The 16,121-nt window shown below is 49.3% G+C and carries 14 protein-coding genes; 1 reads left to right on the top strand and 13 read right to left on the bottom strand.

Features of this window, described 5'->3' with window-relative positions; all coding sequences use genetic code 11:
* The first annotated feature begins 150 nt into the window (after positions 1-150).
* Complete coding sequence (locus VIS48_16685; protein HEY9167792.1) at positions 151-1,707, top strand: PQQ-binding-like beta-propeller repeat protein; 1,557 nt, start codon at positions 151-153, stop codon at positions 1,705-1,707.
* Between the two features lie 73 nt (positions 1,708-1,780).
* Here VIS48_16685 and VIS48_16690 read toward each other — a convergent pair whose 3' ends face one another.
* The 13 genes from VIS48_16690 to VIS48_16750 all read right to left on the bottom strand — a co-directional run bounded on the left by VIS48_16690 (position 1,781) and on the right by VIS48_16750 (position 16,037).
* Positions 1,781-2,482, bottom strand: a complete 702-nt coding sequence (locus tag VIS48_16690; GenBank protein ID HEY9167793.1) for an acyloxyacyl hydrolase — start codon at positions 2,480-2,482, stop codon at positions 1,781-1,783.
* Positions 2,483-2,832: 350 nt separating this feature from the next.
* Positions 2,833-3,393: a methyltransferase domain-containing protein gene (locus tag VIS48_16695; GenBank protein HEY9167794.1), complete on the bottom strand. Its 561-nt coding sequence runs from the start codon at positions 3,391-3,393 to the stop codon at positions 2,833-2,835.
* Positions 3,394-3,878: 485 nt separating this feature from the next.
* Positions 3,879-5,120 carry a GAF domain-containing SpoIIE family protein phosphatase gene (locus tag VIS48_16700; protein HEY9167795.1) on the bottom strand — a complete coding sequence of 414 codons (1,242 nt, stop codon included), beginning with the start codon at positions 5,118-5,120 and terminating at the stop codon, positions 3,879-3,881.
* A 125-nt stretch (positions 5,121-5,245) separates the two neighbouring features.
* Positions 5,246-5,668: an extradiol dioxygenase gene (locus VIS48_16705; GenBank protein ID HEY9167796.1), complete on the bottom strand. Its 423-nt coding sequence runs from the start codon at positions 5,666-5,668 to the stop codon at positions 5,246-5,248.
* A gap of 198 nt (positions 5,669-5,866) precedes the next feature.
* A complete protein-coding gene (locus VIS48_16710) occupies positions 5,867-6,172 on the bottom strand; it encodes a hypothetical protein (protein ID HEY9167797.1) in 306 nt (101 codons plus the stop codon).
* A 92-nt stretch (positions 6,173-6,264) separates the two neighbouring features.
* Positions 6,265-8,343, bottom strand: a complete 2,079-nt coding sequence (locus tag VIS48_16715; protein HEY9167798.1) for a YCF48-related protein — start codon at positions 8,341-8,343, stop codon at positions 6,265-6,267.
* 380 nt (positions 8,344-8,723) lie between these two features.
* The gene (locus tag VIS48_16720; GenBank protein HEY9167799.1) at positions 8,724-9,410 is read right to left on the bottom strand and encodes a hypothetical protein; all 687 of its coding nucleotides are present in this window, start codon (positions 9,408-9,410) and stop codon (positions 8,724-8,726) included.
* Positions 9,411-9,577: 167 nt separating this feature from the next.
* The gene (locus VIS48_16725) at positions 9,578-11,608 is read right to left on the bottom strand and encodes a T9SS type A sorting domain-containing protein (GenBank protein HEY9167800.1); all 2,031 of its coding nucleotides are present in this window, start codon (positions 11,606-11,608) and stop codon (positions 9,578-9,580) included.
* Positions 11,609-11,774: 166 nt separating this feature from the next.
* A complete protein-coding gene (locus VIS48_16730; GenBank protein HEY9167801.1) occupies positions 11,775-12,782 on the bottom strand; it encodes a DUF4136 domain-containing protein in 1,008 nt (335 codons plus the stop codon).
* Positions 12,783-12,842: 60 nt separating this feature from the next.
* Positions 12,843-13,370: a hypothetical protein gene (locus VIS48_16735; protein ID HEY9167802.1), complete on the bottom strand. Its 528-nt coding sequence runs from the start codon at positions 13,368-13,370 to the stop codon at positions 12,843-12,845.
* Between the two features lie 180 nt (positions 13,371-13,550).
* A complete protein-coding gene (locus tag VIS48_16740; protein ID HEY9167803.1) occupies positions 13,551-14,345 on the bottom strand; it encodes a nucleotide-binding protein in 795 nt (264 codons plus the stop codon).
* A 107-nt stretch (positions 14,346-14,452) separates the two neighbouring features.
* On the bottom strand, positions 14,453-15,334 hold the full coding sequence (gene xerA / locus VIS48_16745; protein ID HEY9167804.1) for a site-specific tyrosine recombinase/integron integrase: 882 nt from the start codon (positions 15,332-15,334) through the stop codon (positions 14,453-14,455).
* 187 nt (positions 15,335-15,521) lie between these two features.
* The gene (locus VIS48_16750) at positions 15,522-16,037 is read right to left on the bottom strand and encodes a hypothetical protein (protein HEY9167805.1); all 516 of its coding nucleotides are present in this window, start codon (positions 16,035-16,037) and stop codon (positions 15,522-15,524) included.
* Positions 16,038-16,121 lie beyond the last annotated feature (84 nt).

Here is a 16,121-nt window from a genome sequence, read left to right on the forward strand (position 1 = left end):
AGGACCGGAACAAGAATAGCGATACTACAAAGTTCAGGATACCGCCCGGTGAAATTGTTTTGCTTTGACTGCTGAAATAGAGGATCCTAGAGTATCGGTTCTCACGTAACAGGAATCAGCTTTGCGAAATTCGAAGAGGAGGAGAGTGTCATGAGAATGGGAAACGAGGTTTACAATAAGAATTGCAGAGGAATTACGACTCTTGCTGCGACGGTTGCGGCATTAATTTGCGTCGGCGTGCAATTCCCCGCGTATTCACAGAGTGGGAGCAAAAGACCAGAAGTGTATGACTGGCTCCAATTTAATTTCGATGCACAGCACAGCGGGAATGATACAATGGAAACAGGGCTCGGTCAGGAAAACATAAGTGGACTGCGCGAGTTGTACCATGTGTCTCTGCCCGATGTCGCAGATGGCGCGCCGGTTTACCTCAGCAATGTTTACACTGCGCACAGAACGCTAAACATGATTTTTGTAACGACAAAGGAGGGCGACATTGTTGCGCTCGACGCCTCAACGGGAGAGAAAATATGGCAGCATCAGTACGGATCGGGGTCATACAGAATTAACAACGGATATCAACCGACCTATACGACCTCTTCGCCCGTAGTCGATTTCAACAAGGAATTTGTTTACTCATATGGTCTGGATGGCTTTGTTCATAAATATCACATCGAAAGCGGAGACGAAGTAAAAGGCGGAGGCTGGCCTGAGCTCACGACGCTGAAGCCGTTCAACGAGAAGGGCTCATCACCCATTACGATGGCTACCGCGAAGAACGGGGTGACTTATCTTTACATGCCGAACGGCGGCTATCTCGGCGACAGGGGCGACTACCAGGGACATGTCACCGCTATCAATCTCACTGACGGATCGCAACATGTGTTCAACGCGAACTGCAGCGACAACCCTGTCCACTTCGTCCAGAAACCCGGCAAGCCCGACTGTACTTCTGTTCAGTCGGCGATCTGGGCACGCGCGGGAGTCGTTTACCTCGCTGCCACGGACAGAATCTACATGGCGACTGGAAATGGCCCGTTTAACCCGGCTCACCATGACTGGGGCGACACAATCTTCTCGCTAAACCCCGACGGGACGGGTATCGACGGAAATCCAGTCGACAGTTATACGCCGTCCAACGAAGCTCAGCTGAACGATGCAGATCTTGATCTTGGAAGCACTGCACCCGCGGTCGTTCCCGTCCCCGATAATTGTGGCGTGAAAAACCTTGCCGTCCAGGGAGGAAAGGATGCCAAGCTGCGTCTTGTGAACCTTGAGGATCTCAGCGGCAAAGGTGGACCAGGGCACACGGGAGGAGAAATTGGAAAGCTCGTCGATATCGCCGGCGACGAAATGCTTTTTACCGCGCCTGCTGTTTGGGCGAACCCCAAGGACCACTCAGCCTGGGTGTTCGTCGAGACTTACAATAATCTTGCTGCGTACCAGCTCAATGTCGACAGGAAGGGAATGCCGTCACTTAAAATAATGTGGAAGAGTTCAAGCGGAGGGAGTTCTCCTGTTGTCGCAAACGACATATTGTACTGCGCGGGGAGTAACAACCTTCGCGCGATCGATCCTGTTTCCGGAAAAGTGCTCTGGCACGACTCTCATATCGGCAGAATTCACTGGGAAAGTCCAATTGTGGACAACGGAGTATTGTTCATTACCGATGAGTCAGGAGATCTGAACGCGTACGGCCTGAAGTAAGGGCGGCGTAAGTCGTCGGCGCTGTATCAGTTTGGAGTCGCTAGGTTTTTCTGTAGCAGCTTTAACTTTCGAATTATTGATTCGCCGGCCTATATGAAAATCCCACGAAGAAACCGTTGCTGTCATGAGACGGATTGCGATCTACACCGAGGACATTTCCGTTCGATACATGAACATGTCTTGCACCGATCACGATAGATGTCGAGGAGTCGAGATTTATTTCGCTTCCGATACCATACTTTGAAGTGGCATTCCAATGTGTCCCGAGTCTGGAGTCGGCAATTGTGGGTTTAGGAAAGTTGTCGAAGAAATAAATGATTCCCACTCCCGATTCAAAATACAACCTCCATCTTTTTTCAGTTAACGGATAGAAACGCGCGAACGGTCGTACTCCGACCCCGCCGGTGTTATTATACTCGTCCATTACATTATATAAGCATATTTCCAGACCGACGCTCATCCATCTCCGCAGAGCGTGTGAAATGCCGGTACTATTCTGGAACAGCGTCGTGTGAGGAATCTTGTACCCCCACGATATTCCGTCTTCGTTATAAAGGGCATTTCCGTTTGTCAGTGAAGTATCGTCTTTCGTGAAGATGAGGCAAGCCGCCACCGCAGCCGCAGGCAATAGAAATCCGTTCGCGGCATGCAATTCAAGCGGCGAGAAACCGAGCGGGTTAGTGTACCAGTGATCGCCTGATGAAAAAGTTTGTGAATCTGCAGACTGATGATGGAACAAAAAGACGGCAATTAACATGACAAACTTGTGCTTCATGATTGAATATGACCAAGAATTTAGTCAAATGATAACGCAAGTTGTTTACGGATGCATTTCAGCCGGCTTGAGACTCTCGGCTATTTATTTCGCATCCAGGGAGTGAACGTTATTCCGACAAGAACTCCTTCGGGCCCGATGGGTCGCGTGACCGTCTGTCCTCACGGCTCCTTCCTGGCTGAAACCAGAAGCCCATAGCCTTAAGATTTCAGGTCGACCGTCGCACCATCAATGTCCTCCACATCGAACTCAATCCAGCCCTGAGGAATGGGAATATCATCTCGCGATTTGTCCAAGCCGGCGGGATGGGTCTATTAGTCCACGCAGAGTCTCTTAATCATTTACTTCACTCAGGCGTTCATCAACACCGCAGACCAGCTGAATGGGAGCCTGGGACCTCGGTGAACATTGAATCCGATGCTCTCGGCAAGCGTGGTGGTACTTTCAAATTCTTCGCGTGAAACATGGAAAAACTTCGGCTCAACAAGGAGGATCTTTCCGTCCACATTCAAGACCTCCTTAAGCTGCCTGAAGAGGGAGCTCTTGTCGGGGACTTCGTGAGCCATGTAGAAAGCTAGAATGAAGTCAACTCTATCAGACACGTTGATCGAATCTTTAGCGCATTGCACGCGCTTGATTATTCTTTCCAATTCGGTGCCCCTGATCTTCCTCGCAAGCTCAACGAGCATCCCTTCCTGCAGGTCCGCCGAGATTACTTTTCCGCCCGTACCTACCATCTTTGCCATTTCAATCGAGAAAAATCCCGGACCGCAACCGACATCGAGAACAGTCATTCCTTCTTTGATGTAAGGCGAAAGTATCTTTCGCGGATTCTGAAACCACTTTCTCAATTTGCTGTCAAGTGAACCGGCTCGTTCAACCGGGCAAACCCCGTTTCGACTGCGTTTCATAACTTTTCCACCGATTTTATTTGATTGTCGATCTGTTGGATCCTGGAAGAGGCGGCTCACTGTATGAGTAAGATCGCTCTTCGAAATAAGGTGCCGCCGATTCTCACGTGCATCCCGCTTCCCGATTCGTCTTCGCATCCTCGCTGAAACCCAAGATGATGGCCGGGTGCTCATATTACCAGACGAATGGGACCAGTCTATATTTTACTTTCTTCGTATAATCCTCGTATCCTTCCAATTCATAGACAAGCTTTTTTTCTTCAACGATGACTCTGGCCTCGAGCGGTCTTCCTCATTTCTCCTATTCGCCTTAGTATTCGGTTCGAATCATTTAGAACTGGCGTTTTTGAAAGGCAAGCCGTTGCAATGCGGTGTGGCGGCCGAACCTCATCTCGAAGAGAAGCAGATATTGTGTGCTGCCGTTCTAGGATCGAAAAAGAAAAACCATTTCGGATGCGTTATTCGCTCCCAGGTTTGTCCCGTGATTATTTTGCTTCTATCATTACCACGGTGAGATCGTCGCACACGGGATAACCCTCTCTAAACGTCTCGACGTCTCGCAACAGGTCCGCAATCGACAATGAGCGGTCTGAAAGTTTATCGGTCAGGCGCTTTTCGCCATACAGTTCTAGTGACAGGTTGATAGCTTCGGTCAGTCCGTCCGAATAGAACACGAGCCTGCTCCCGGGCTTCATTATCACCGTTCGCTCGGAGAAAGAAATTTCCTTTACTCCCAGAGGGAGTCCCGCATCTGTCGAAAGGAAATCCGGCAAGCTGGCTCCATCGATAAGCAGCGGAAGGCAATGCCCGGCATTCGCAAAAACGACGCTCCTTTCCTTCGGGTCGAGAATTGCGTACACCATTGTAACGAACCTTGCTGCCGGGAAATCTGTCAGCAGGACATGATTGACACGGCCCAGAACTTTAGCCGGCGATAGTCCGCTCTCTGCAACCAGACGGAGCACTGATCGGGTAGATGACATAAGCATGGCTGCTCCCATTCCTTTCCCCGAAACATCCGCCAGGACAACTGCCAGACGACCATCACTAAGCGGGACGTAATCGAACCAATCGCCTCCAACCTCGCGGCAGGGAAGACAAGTGCCGTCGACTGTGAATCCGGAGACAACAGGAGGCGATGGAGGAAACAGGCTGCGTTGTATGCTCTGCGCCTCCAACAATTCCTTTGACATTCGTTCCTTTTCATTGCGTTCGCGCTGGAACATGCGGGCGTTTTCTATCGCTGTGGCGATGTGTCCCGCAAGCGCCTCGAGAAGCTCGATACGGTCCGGCGTAAAAGCGTTGAGCTCCTTGTGCTGTGCGTTGAAGACGCCGATTAGTTTCCCATTAGACCGCAAAGGTATGTCTACCTCCGAGCGGGTCTGGCTGTCGCTCACGCGGTAGTAAGGGTCTACGCTGACATCGGGCGCGTAATAAGTTTGCTCGGTGGCGCCGACGTGTCCGACCATCCCGTACTCGCCGATCTTGAAGCGATCACCTTTCATGTGTTGATTTGCATCGCCGCCGCAATCCGCTCCAACGACGAGCTCATTCGTGCGGTCATCCTTCAACAGGACGGCAAGACGTGAGCAGCCGATTGTCTGGGAAACGTCGTTGACGATCTCCTCCAAAAGGGAATCGAGATCCAGGTTCGAATTGATCCGTTGCGCCACGCGGTGCAGCAGGACGAAATCCTGCGCTTGCTCGTCCCGCTTATTGATCTTCATCGACGCGAGCTCCTCATATCCTCGTTACGTTTTCTCATCTGTATACTAATATAGCAAGTTCGGCGGGGCAAAAGTTTCATGCAAATGCTGGCGCCATCTGCAGTACGCGGAATTTATCATGCAGATCATTTGCCCGATTTTCTTACGGCCTTTCTCTCCTTCGTTGACGGCCTGATCATTCTCTTTCGTGTTCGCCTGGTAATGGCATTTGGACTCTTGTGGCGGGGCTGATAGACTCCGAGCTTGCCTCCGCCCGGCAATTTGACCTCGGTGAGCAGTCCCCAGTCGCGATTCTGGATGGGGCCGCAAACGATAGCGTGACTGTTCATCTCGGAAACAAATCTCTTTACGTTGTCACACATCAAATACAGTTCATGAATATCGTTTTCATCCGAGGGATGGATCGCGACCTCAGCGGGTGGCAGCGCGAAGATCAGCCAACCCTCACCGATGTCCACGTTGGGCAGTTTCAGCACGTCCTTTAAGAAAGCTCGGTCAGACTCAGGCTTCCTGCTGTAAATGATGGAATGGGCACCGATAATACTCATACATCCTCCTCAATCAGGTATCTGCTTCAATCTCTGCCTCAAGCCGCATGAACAGTCCGATAGGTTATCGTTCACTTCGACGAGAGTTTTCCACTGAACTTAGAGCCTTGCGGAAACCAGAGCCGGCATAACGAGCCATCGGTTATGAAGCGGCATAACGGGTAGGTTCCTTAGCGTATGAGCCACGGGACGATCGCATTACATGTCGCTCTTTGTTCTATTTGGAGTCTCGATGCTTGATTCTCCATCCTTCGGAACAATGGCGCCGGTGATTCGAATGGATAACCACAGGATAAAGAGTATCAGCGCGAAAAGCAGGAACCAGGATGGATAAATCTCAAATAAGCAGAGAAAGGTCAGAAGAATAGTTAGGAATGCGGTGTTGATCAATTGTTGGATGAATGCATACTTTCGTTTCGGATAGTGTGGAATGAGCTTGATCCACGTCGAGAGTAATGAAACCAGAATCGAAACGCCTATTACCTCTAACACGAAATAGAACATTGGAATCTCCTTAGAAAATTCACTTGATGAAGCGCCCTAATCATTGACCCGGCTGCCTGGCGGCTTGCGCATGTTAGTTGCAGTTGCCCGTCTCATTTGAGAACCACGAGCTTCTTGGTTTGCGTAAATAGGCTAGCCTGCAAACGATAGAAGTAAACTCCGCTCGGCAGGTTGACCGCTTCGAACGTAACGGAGTGAATCCCCACTGTCTGGCGCTCGTTGACGAGTGTTTCAACCTCCCTCCCAAGCACATCGTAAATCTTTAAGCTAACATGGCTGTTAGCCGGAAGTTGATAGCTGATCATAGTTGAGGGATTAAACGGGTTTGGGTAATTCTGTGAAAGCGCAAAGCTGATGGGAGAATCATGAGATCGAATGGAAACAAATGTGAGTCCTCCGTCATCTGTCCTTAGGACCAGTCCGCGGCCTCCAATTGCGTACCCGCTCAAGGTGTCTGCGAATTTGATGACATTTAGATCATAGGCCGGATTGACCTGTAATCCTAGCCAACTTGTCCCGCCATTAGAACTCCTGTATATCATACCTCCAGCTCCGCAAGCCCAGCCATGCCACGCATCGACGAAGCACAGAGACGAAAGACCGTGATCGATCTCCGAAACTACTTTCCATGATCTACCGCCGTCCGATGTCTTGACGATCATGGCCCGAGTCCCAGTTCGCCCGGAATCGGCAAGCGCGAATCCGATGGAGTCAGAGACGAATGAAAATGAGCTTATGTTGTCGGTAAACGAAATTTGCGAGAGGATACTCCAGGTCTTCCCACTGTCAGAAGTCTGAAGAACAGATGCTGTGGAACCGATAAAATCTTCAACAGGTAAACTTGCCAAGCCGCGAACTGAATTCCAGAAGTAAATAGAGCCTGGTGGGACGAAGTAATCTATCGCATAGACTTGGGTCCAATTCCTTCCGCCATCAGTTGATCGCACTACGTTCCCCTCCTGTACAGAAAATCCATGATTCCCGTTGAGAACTTGCTCCCGCACTCCAACCATAAGAGATGTGTCAAAGACGGTCAAAGGATTAGGTAGACAGGCAGAAGATGTCAATATCCATTTCGACCCACCGTCTGACGTCCGATAGAAATCGTCCAAGGTCGTCGCCCAACCGTCTTTTTCTGATATGAAATCGGTTTGCAGCACATCTGTGGTCGTTGGAACCTTGAGAATTGTCCATGTATCTCCTGCGTCGGTGCTTTTGAAGACTCTGCCTCCGTCTCCTCCTACGATTAAAGAGGTTGTGGAAAGCAAGTCGATGGAATTCAGGTTCTGAAGCGTTGGCTCTATAAGCGTCCAAGACGTTCCACCGTCCGCGGTAAGATAAACATACCCTGGCCTTATCAAGACAAGTCCGCTATTACTGTTAACAAATTTCATGTCGACGATATCGTTGACATTCCAGATTTGCGAGTATGGAAGTAGATTCTGGTACACGAGCGAGGTATCCCAGCTGTTCCCGTCATCTGTTGTCTTGAAGATTACTGAAGATGAAGAGACAAGCCAGCTGGACCCTCCCAAGTAAGATACGTGGTTCAAATATCTCCCACTTTCCTGATATGAGAAAACCTGCTTCCAGTTCGCACCGGCATTTGTTGTATTAAACACCAACTCACCGGTGACGCAAAATCCACGGTTGGAATCTGCCCAAGCGATGTCAGGGACGCCTGTCGCCGAATACATGTCACCGGTGAGGGCATAATCTGTAATGCTTTTCCCCCCGTCCGTGGTTCTGTGAATTACTCCGGCATTTGCAGACATTCCACTTCCGCCCAAAAAACCATACGCTTGATTGAGAAACTTGACGCTGTAAAGGTCTCCGAAAATCGAGTCTTTTGCCCAATGACTTCCTCCATCGGTAGTGTGTAGGATCAAGCCTTCATTCTCCACTTGGGGATTCGTACTACCAACGATCCAGCCATTGTGCCTGTCAGTAAAATAGAGCCCGTTTAGGTCTTCGTGCGAGGTGTACTGGATAGTCCATGATGAGCCGCCGTTGGTTGTACCCATAATGATAGCATTGCTAGGACTGTTCCATGAACTCTTGCCCCCGATGATCCAGCCTGTCGACTGATCCACAAAGAATACTCCGGTGAGGTAATTACTTATTCCAAGGTAGACACTAGACCATGTCTCGCCTCCGTCTGTCGTTCGCATGGCCGTGCCTCCCGGACCGACCGACCAACCGTTTTGTGCATCCTGTTCCATGTAGACACAGGTATAGGAACCCCCGTGAATGCCCGACGGACTTCTGTCTACCCACTGAGCCACCAGCCTATCCGCGGTCATAAGCATTAGGAGTACGATCAAGTTTAATCTAACGCAACACATAGTTTCCTCTACTTTTCTTCCTAGGGCAATTGCAACTAACGTTTGCGGCAATCACGCTCGCGCCGCGCTCCTTGAAGCCTCTTATGTGCGCGGCATGGAGCCTGTCCGCCGTCCCGCAAGGCGGGCGAGCGCCATGATATGCAATAATCGAGCGTCGTGATGCGGCGTGTTAGTTGCTGCGTGGCGACCGTCGTAACCAAATACCTTCACTGAGCCAAATGAAATTGTTGGTTCATATCGGTGGTCGTATCAATGGTGACCGACTGAACCGCAGTTTGATAGCCCGACTTATAGAGAACGAATTCTATTGTTCGTGACATGTACACGGTGTCGATGGGGTTGACCCCGTTGGTAAGAACAAACGGAACGCCGAAAGCAAATATTCCATAAGGCAAAGAGAATTTGCCATTAGAGTCTGTCGTCGTCAAAGGGGTCTTCTTGATAAGTACAGAGTAATCCAAGTTCTCAAGTGCTATCTTGAACTCAGAAACCGAAGTGTCGGCGACAACTCGACAAATGTAAACTCCATTAGTAGCGCTCAGCCCATCGACAGTAACCATGTATTCACCCGCGTTCAACGTATCGTCCACAAGCGTGGCAATCGAATCAAGCGTGAACCATCGAAGAAGGGTTACTGTAACATGACAACGCCTTGGGACTGTATAGCCAATAATCGTAGAGGGACAAGTTTTGTCCAATTTGTACAACGAGTTCGGTTCGGTGGTGAACATATAATGGATGGCAACACCTTCCAGCGGCTTTCCTTGGCTATCAAGAACTTGTCCGTAAAAAGTATGAGAAGTTCCATCTTGGGAGACGGGATTGCTTCCTTTCGCGCACCCGAACAGAAGAAGCGCCGCCGCTAAAGAGATACTCAGGACTGTTTTATTCATGCACGACTCCCACATTAAATTGAATGCAAGCCACGTGGCAACTAACGTACTGCCGCATCGCGCCGTGGCGCCCGCTCCATATATTCTAATGTCGGCGCCATTGAGTGAGCATCTTGAATATAAAATGACGAACGTCGTGATGCGGCTTGTTACTTGCAGTTGCCCGTTCATTTGATTATCAAGAGTTTCTTGGTGTTGATGAATGTGCCAGCCTGCAATCGGTAGAAGTACATTCCGCTTGACAATTTCTCGGAGTTGAAAAGGACATAATGAGCACCGGCTGTCTGATGCTCATCGACTAACGTTGCTACCAGCCTTCCAAGCACGTCATATACCTTCAGAGTGACTTGTGCTTGGTCAGGTAGACTGTATTGTATTGTGGTGGAAGGATTGAATGGGTTAGGATAGTTCTGGTATAACCTGAAATCTGAAGGGAAAGGAAAATCGTTGATCATTTCTGAAAGCGGGCGTCTTAACACGGCCTGCGATGTGCCCGCAAAAAGGTATCCATTGATTAACGCAAGTGACGTTACGTTGCCGGTCGATGACGTACCTGAATTGACTGATGTCCAAGTGCTTCCGTTGTCACTTGAAAGGTAGATCCCTCCGATCGTTCCAACGAAGACGTAACCGCCAATAGCGGCAAAAGCGTTAGGCAAGGGACTAGGTAATCCGGCATTTGCACGTGTCCAACTATTGCCGGCGTCGGTGGATACACTAACCCAATTAATATCCACCGCAAATATCGTTGTTCCATTAACACAAATAGCGGAGATAGGGCCCGAACCTTTGACCATCAACCAGTCTAAGCCATGATTCCTTGATATGTATAGTCCGAGGTTCGTTGCTGCCAGCACGTCGTCGCCCTGCTGAGCAAACGAATACACTTCAAGGTATTTGATAGCTGGGGTTGCATCAGACCAGCTTTTGCCGCTATCTGTGGAAACGTAGATCCCCCCAGAGGCTCCCGCAACAATATTACCCGCAATCGTGGCAAGACAATTTATTTGAGCAGGCCAAGGTAATCCTTTGCTGGTCGGATCCCAGCTTGCGCCGTAGTCGGATGAAATGTAAACCCCAGTATACGTACCGGCGTAAAGAGTATTTCCCAGAAGGGTCAGAGCATCGACTTCAGGGTCATTTATCCCTGAGCTGACCGGCAGCCAATCTAGCCCACCATCGGAAGACACGAAAACACCGGCTGATGAGCCCGAAAAAATAAGCGATCCGTTTGTCGCAAAGGTGCGGCTGCCGAGATTCGGGAACCCCATGCTTACACTCGTCCAGGTGTTGCCATTGTCAGTCGAAGTGTAGACTCCGCTGTACGTGCCTGCAAAAAGTCTATTTCCAGCGGCGGCAAATGAGAAAACATATGGTAGGTTGGGAGTTCCGTGGTTGGTTGCGTTCCAAGTTTTGCCACTGTCTTCTGAGATATAAAGATGGCTGTACCACGTTGCGTAAACATATCCACCGGCTGCGAAAACATGGGATACAGTGTCAGGCGCACCCGAAGTGATATGGCTCCAGCTTGTCCCGCCGGTGGTCGATACGAAGATACCGCTCGCTGATCCGGCCACTATGTTTTCTCCCAAAATGCAAAGAGAGGGGGGCCACCAACTTGCGCGGTCAGGTGAATTACTGACCTGTTCCCAGTCCGAGCCTGAGTCGGCAGAAACATATATTCCCCCGTATGCAGACGCAAAAACCCTGGTGCCTTCAGTTGCAAGCGAAACGACGTAGTTCAAGTTGCCCGCCATTGAGTCAACGTGTATCCAACTGTCACCTCCGTTCGAAGAAACGAAGATGCCCTGATCCGTCCCTGCCAATACTCTCTTGCCTATGGTGGCAAGCGATATGACGCTTAAGCCGCTCAAACCACCTTCTGTCTGCGTCCAGGTTGTTCCTTCGTTAGTGGATCGGAAGACCCCCTGATTTGTTCCAGCAAAAACCATCCCGTTATTAAAGGCAAAAATGGAAATACTTGCGTGCATGCCGCTGTCAGGCTCTAACCAAGTGTTGCCATTGTCAGAGCTCAGGAGGAGCCCGTTGTTATTTGTACCGGCAAAGAGAACATGGCCATCAACAGCGAGAGCAGTGACCATTGCGCCGCACGGTCCGTTCATCCCTTGCCACTGTCCATCTGATTTGTTAATCGCTATGCCGACAACCATTATTCCAAAAAGCACGCCCTTTAGCATTCTCAATTTCAATATCTCCTTGGCAGGCAATTGCAACTAACGTCCTGCCGGACAAAGTCGTGGCACGCTCCTTCTTCGTATAATGTGCGTGCCATGAAGCGAGAACCAAATATAAAAATGACGAGCGTCTTTGTCCGGCTTGTTAGTTGCCGTTGCCGTGCCATTGTCAATTCAGATTCCTTGCAGCGCGTGTGATTGTAAAGTCGAGCAGCTTATTGAGCCTCCACACTGTCAGCTGAACCTGCGAACCCTCGCTACCTCGCATCATACCAAGAACCTCTGTCATTGGCATGTTACGCGTGTCGCGTCCATTTATCTTAACTATCATATCATACAATTCTACGCCGTCACTCTCCGCGGGCATTCCGTCCATCAGTTTAACGACTGTAGGATAGTAGCTATTGCCATCGACGGTGATAAGTCTTAGAAATAAGCCCACATAGCCAGTCTGAGTCGGTTGGTCAATTTGCTTTGAGGTGGGGAATTTGTTGACCATGTCAATCAATACGAGTTGTCCAGAGACTCTTACGTCGGAATTGTCTGAGGTTCCTACACCTGTTGCGGTCCAAATATTCTGCAGCGTTTTGCTATCATATGCTTGAATAACAAGCTCAGGATAGTAGTGTCCAACCGTATACCCTGGCATTTGGTAACTTTGCGTCGTCATATATCCTGGCACTTGCACTGTCTGTGTGCTGTTCTCAGTCCAGTTGCCCCAGCCAAAAGAATTAATGTCACCGAAGGTATTGAAATTCAGATTCCCAGAGGAAAACCCTTCCACAGTGATTGTTTTGCTAGGCACCCAGTATGGCAATGTCATGGACTGGGGTGGAACATACCTCTCCTGATACTGGGAACGTCCATCTACGGTCATCAGAAAATCAGGGTGGTCATTTAATTGCACGAACCTGTACCCTTGCTGCTCGAATAGGTTGCGGACATAGAAAAGAAGCTGTTGTTCGAGAATCGGGTTGGTTTGTGTCAGTGAATCAACTACGGAGTAAGGAAAGACAGCGAACGTTTTATACGAACTTATGTCAGAGCTTGGATTCTCGTAGGCGGTTACGCTTGGTTCAAGATAAAGGTATGCTGGCGTAAGATTCGTGAGTCTCTGTGAAGTACTGCACCCAGCAAGCCAGAGTGCTACTAAGAAGCAGGCGATTGAATATTTCATAGGACACCTATCTATGGTTTTGAAATAACTCATGATTATGATGTAGGGTGCTAACGGTATTCACAGTTGTGATTCTTCCTCAAGGAAAGAAGCTATGTCCTCTTTTGACAACTTGAGGTCATCGTCGGAACAATGCGTCTTCCTTTTCTCGACTTGCGTGATGCAATGATTAAGAAATGCAAACTCTTCCCAAGTTGTGGGATCATCCGCTCTCTGAGAAGCGACATAATTCTCAGAGGCCACCCAATAGTGGTGGAGCCAATAAAAGAAAGTGTTCCAAACCATCTCCTCATCAAGTGCCTTCTTTCGGACAAGCATTCCTACGGTCTCGAAGAAATCAAAAACATCATCGGCTTCTGAATCGCCGCCTTTCTGAAGAGATTTGGCAGCGTTTCGCCTCGCACTTACCATTTGCTGAGAACTGGTGAATCTGTCCTCTAACTTAAGAAGAAGGTCAACGCTTTGGGTGAACTTCGACCGTTTGATTTGAGAGCGCAGGCTCAGAATCGCAATGATAACTCCAAGAAGTCCAACCATGACTCCCGCGATAGGAGTCCAAGTCGTGAGAATGCTATACGAATCACACATGAGGTCTCCCGTCAGATCACTTTAAAAACATTCGGCAATGGCAACTAACGTCCACGAGAAAAGAGTCGCGCCGTGCTCCTCGTCGGCTATAATGTGCGCGGCGTGAAGCGAGCTCCATTATATACAATAATCGAGCGTCTCTTTTCTCGTTGTTAGCCGCAGGCACGGCACTGCCAATAGTTAAGAAATCATTTTCTCTCGTTTGAGTACCCTCTGTAACTCGTAAAAGGTCTGTTCGATTTTGTCGTCGCTGAAACCAATATATTGGAGACCAGCAATGTTGGAGAAATCCTCTAGTCCATCTTGTCTCAGGACAACGGCCTTCGTGAAGCCAAGCCTCCCTTGAAAAAGTCCTGCTTCGTGAACGACGTTTTGCCTTGCGCGTTTGGAACCGTCAGGAGTCTCATCTTCAGCGGTTAGAATAAGGACGGCAAACGTAGCTTGGTCAAGCATTTTCTCAAGAATTGGCACAATTGACTCTCCGACCCTTGATTCAGATTCGTAGCTAATGGCGGGAATGTGCACCTCGTCTTCTAAGAAGACCTTGACTCTTGCCCAGAGCTTGCTTCTGCCATGGCCGATAAACACGCAGGGGCTCGATGAAGATGTGACAGAGGGCCCTTTGGCTTGAGATGCAAAACGGGGGCTAGGAAAAAGTGCCTTGAAAGCATCGTCATCCAGTGAGATTAGTTTTGTTACTAATCTGTTGATGTCTTGCACGGTGGGATCAGCGTTAGAAGTCTGGTTGGGCGGAATGTAGAGGCTTTCCCCAGTCGGGCGGTACCTCTGAAAGAAGTCTTCTATCTTATCGGCAAGCATTTTGAATTCATCCTTGCTGACATCCTCTCGATTAGCTTTGGCAAGCTGAGCAAGTCGGTCTACGTAATGGATGATAGCAGCAAAGAACTTTTTGTCGTCGTTCACGGCTTGTTGGAGAGCTTCAGCGTGAATTTTAATCTCTTCGATTATTGTCATATCGGATTCCTCGTCAATTGAGTGCCGTGCTTGCGGCTAACTACTGTAATTACCCATTACGACTTCACGTCCAATCTGGGTGTAAAATTGTAGTTGGTTTTTGTACTTCATGTCTTCGGAAAGAGCTTGTCAATCGGATTCGCTATCTGCCCGATAGCCCGCTTCGTAACGTGTGTATATATTTCTGTCGTCTTGGAACTTGAATGACCCAATAATTCTTGAATATACCTTAAGTCCACCCCTGCCTCGAGAAGATGAGTGGCAAAGGAGTGCCGCAACGAATGTATTGAGACGTTTTTTATTATCCCTACCCGCGCCACCGCGGCTTTGAAAATCTTTTCTGCCGACTGCACGCTCAAATACCCACTCTCGCTTTGACCCGGAAACAACCACTTCATCGGACGACAAGCCCTCCAGTACTTCCTTAGCTCTTCAAGGGTCGCATCGCCAAGCAGCGTATACCGCTCCTTCTTCCCCTTGGCAGCCCGAACGTGAATCACCTTCCTTCCCCCATCTATGTCCTCCACCTTTAAGTGGGTCACTTCGCTCACTCTCAAACCGCCGGAATAAGTGACCATCAATAGACAACGATGTTTTAGGTTTCTTACTCCCCCTATGAGTTTCTGCACCTCTTCCTGACTCAATACCACAGGTAGCTTCTTTGACCTTTTCGGACGCGGTATATTCCCGAGAACCAGAGGTCGTTTGTACAACTCCACGTAAAGAAATCGCATCGCATTTAACACTTGATTCACCGAACCTGCCGAAATCCTCTCGACATCTATCAGATCCAGTAAGTAATTTCGGATGTCGTCACTTGACAGCTCCCGCGGATCACGAGGAGAGAAATACTTCACGAACGATCGCAGATGACTTCGATACGCCTTAATCGTCTTGTAGCTGTAGTTACGCAGGCGCAGTTCATCCTCCAGGACTTCTAACAGCCCCTTTCCCTGGTCAGGAATTCCTGAATTGCCTCCTGTTTGCACGATCGCATTCACCTTCCCGTTACCCTATGCCTGCATGAAGCTAACCTTCGGCATTTCAATTATCAAGGTTCAGCCGTTTCTTGCACCAACACTGCGGATGAAAGCATTGTAGTGGGTTCACATGGCTAAGTCACCCGCGCGCTGTGAACTCGCAAGCTTCAACGCGGGTATGTGCACATCAAAGAGCTTAGTTTTTTTTCAGCGTCAATCTCGCGAACGGCTGAGTCTTTCCGCCCGCCTCTGCATCCATTATCCATTTCCATGTGTCTGTGTCAAGCCCGTATGCGAATGTCGTGTGAAAGCTGCTGCCGTCCGGACTTATGAATAAGAAGGGAATCTCATCTCCGTTCTGCTTCGCGTGACCGATCGCGTCGCCGTTCAAGCCTCCTCCACCAGTCACATCGAGCCATAAGCATTGATACTGACTCGTCTGCTGGTTCCAGCCGATGTATACAATCGCCTCATATGCCGGCGTACCTTGCGCGTTTTTCTCGCGAGATACTTCATGTATCTGCAAGTACTCGTGGTTCAATACCCATTCAACTGAAATGTCGTGAGTCGTCTCCTGTCCCGCTATCGTACCCTGAAGGATCCATTTCCCGGCAAGCTTGTCGAGTAGAGAATCCTGAAACGCCGTTTGCTGCGCGCGCGCCGTAATCGAAATCAATGCAACACAGGCGATGATCGTTTTGATCGTCTTCATTTTAGCCAGCTCCTCCTTTTATCTGATTGTGTTTACATGAGTCTCTCGCTTTGTCCATTTTCCTCTCCAACAGGTTTGTGCCTT

It is taken from the genome of Candidatus Kryptoniota bacterium (assembly GCA_036567965.1).
Classification (GTDB): Bacteria; Bacteroidota; Ignavibacteria; order Kryptoniales; family JAKASW01; genus JAKASW01.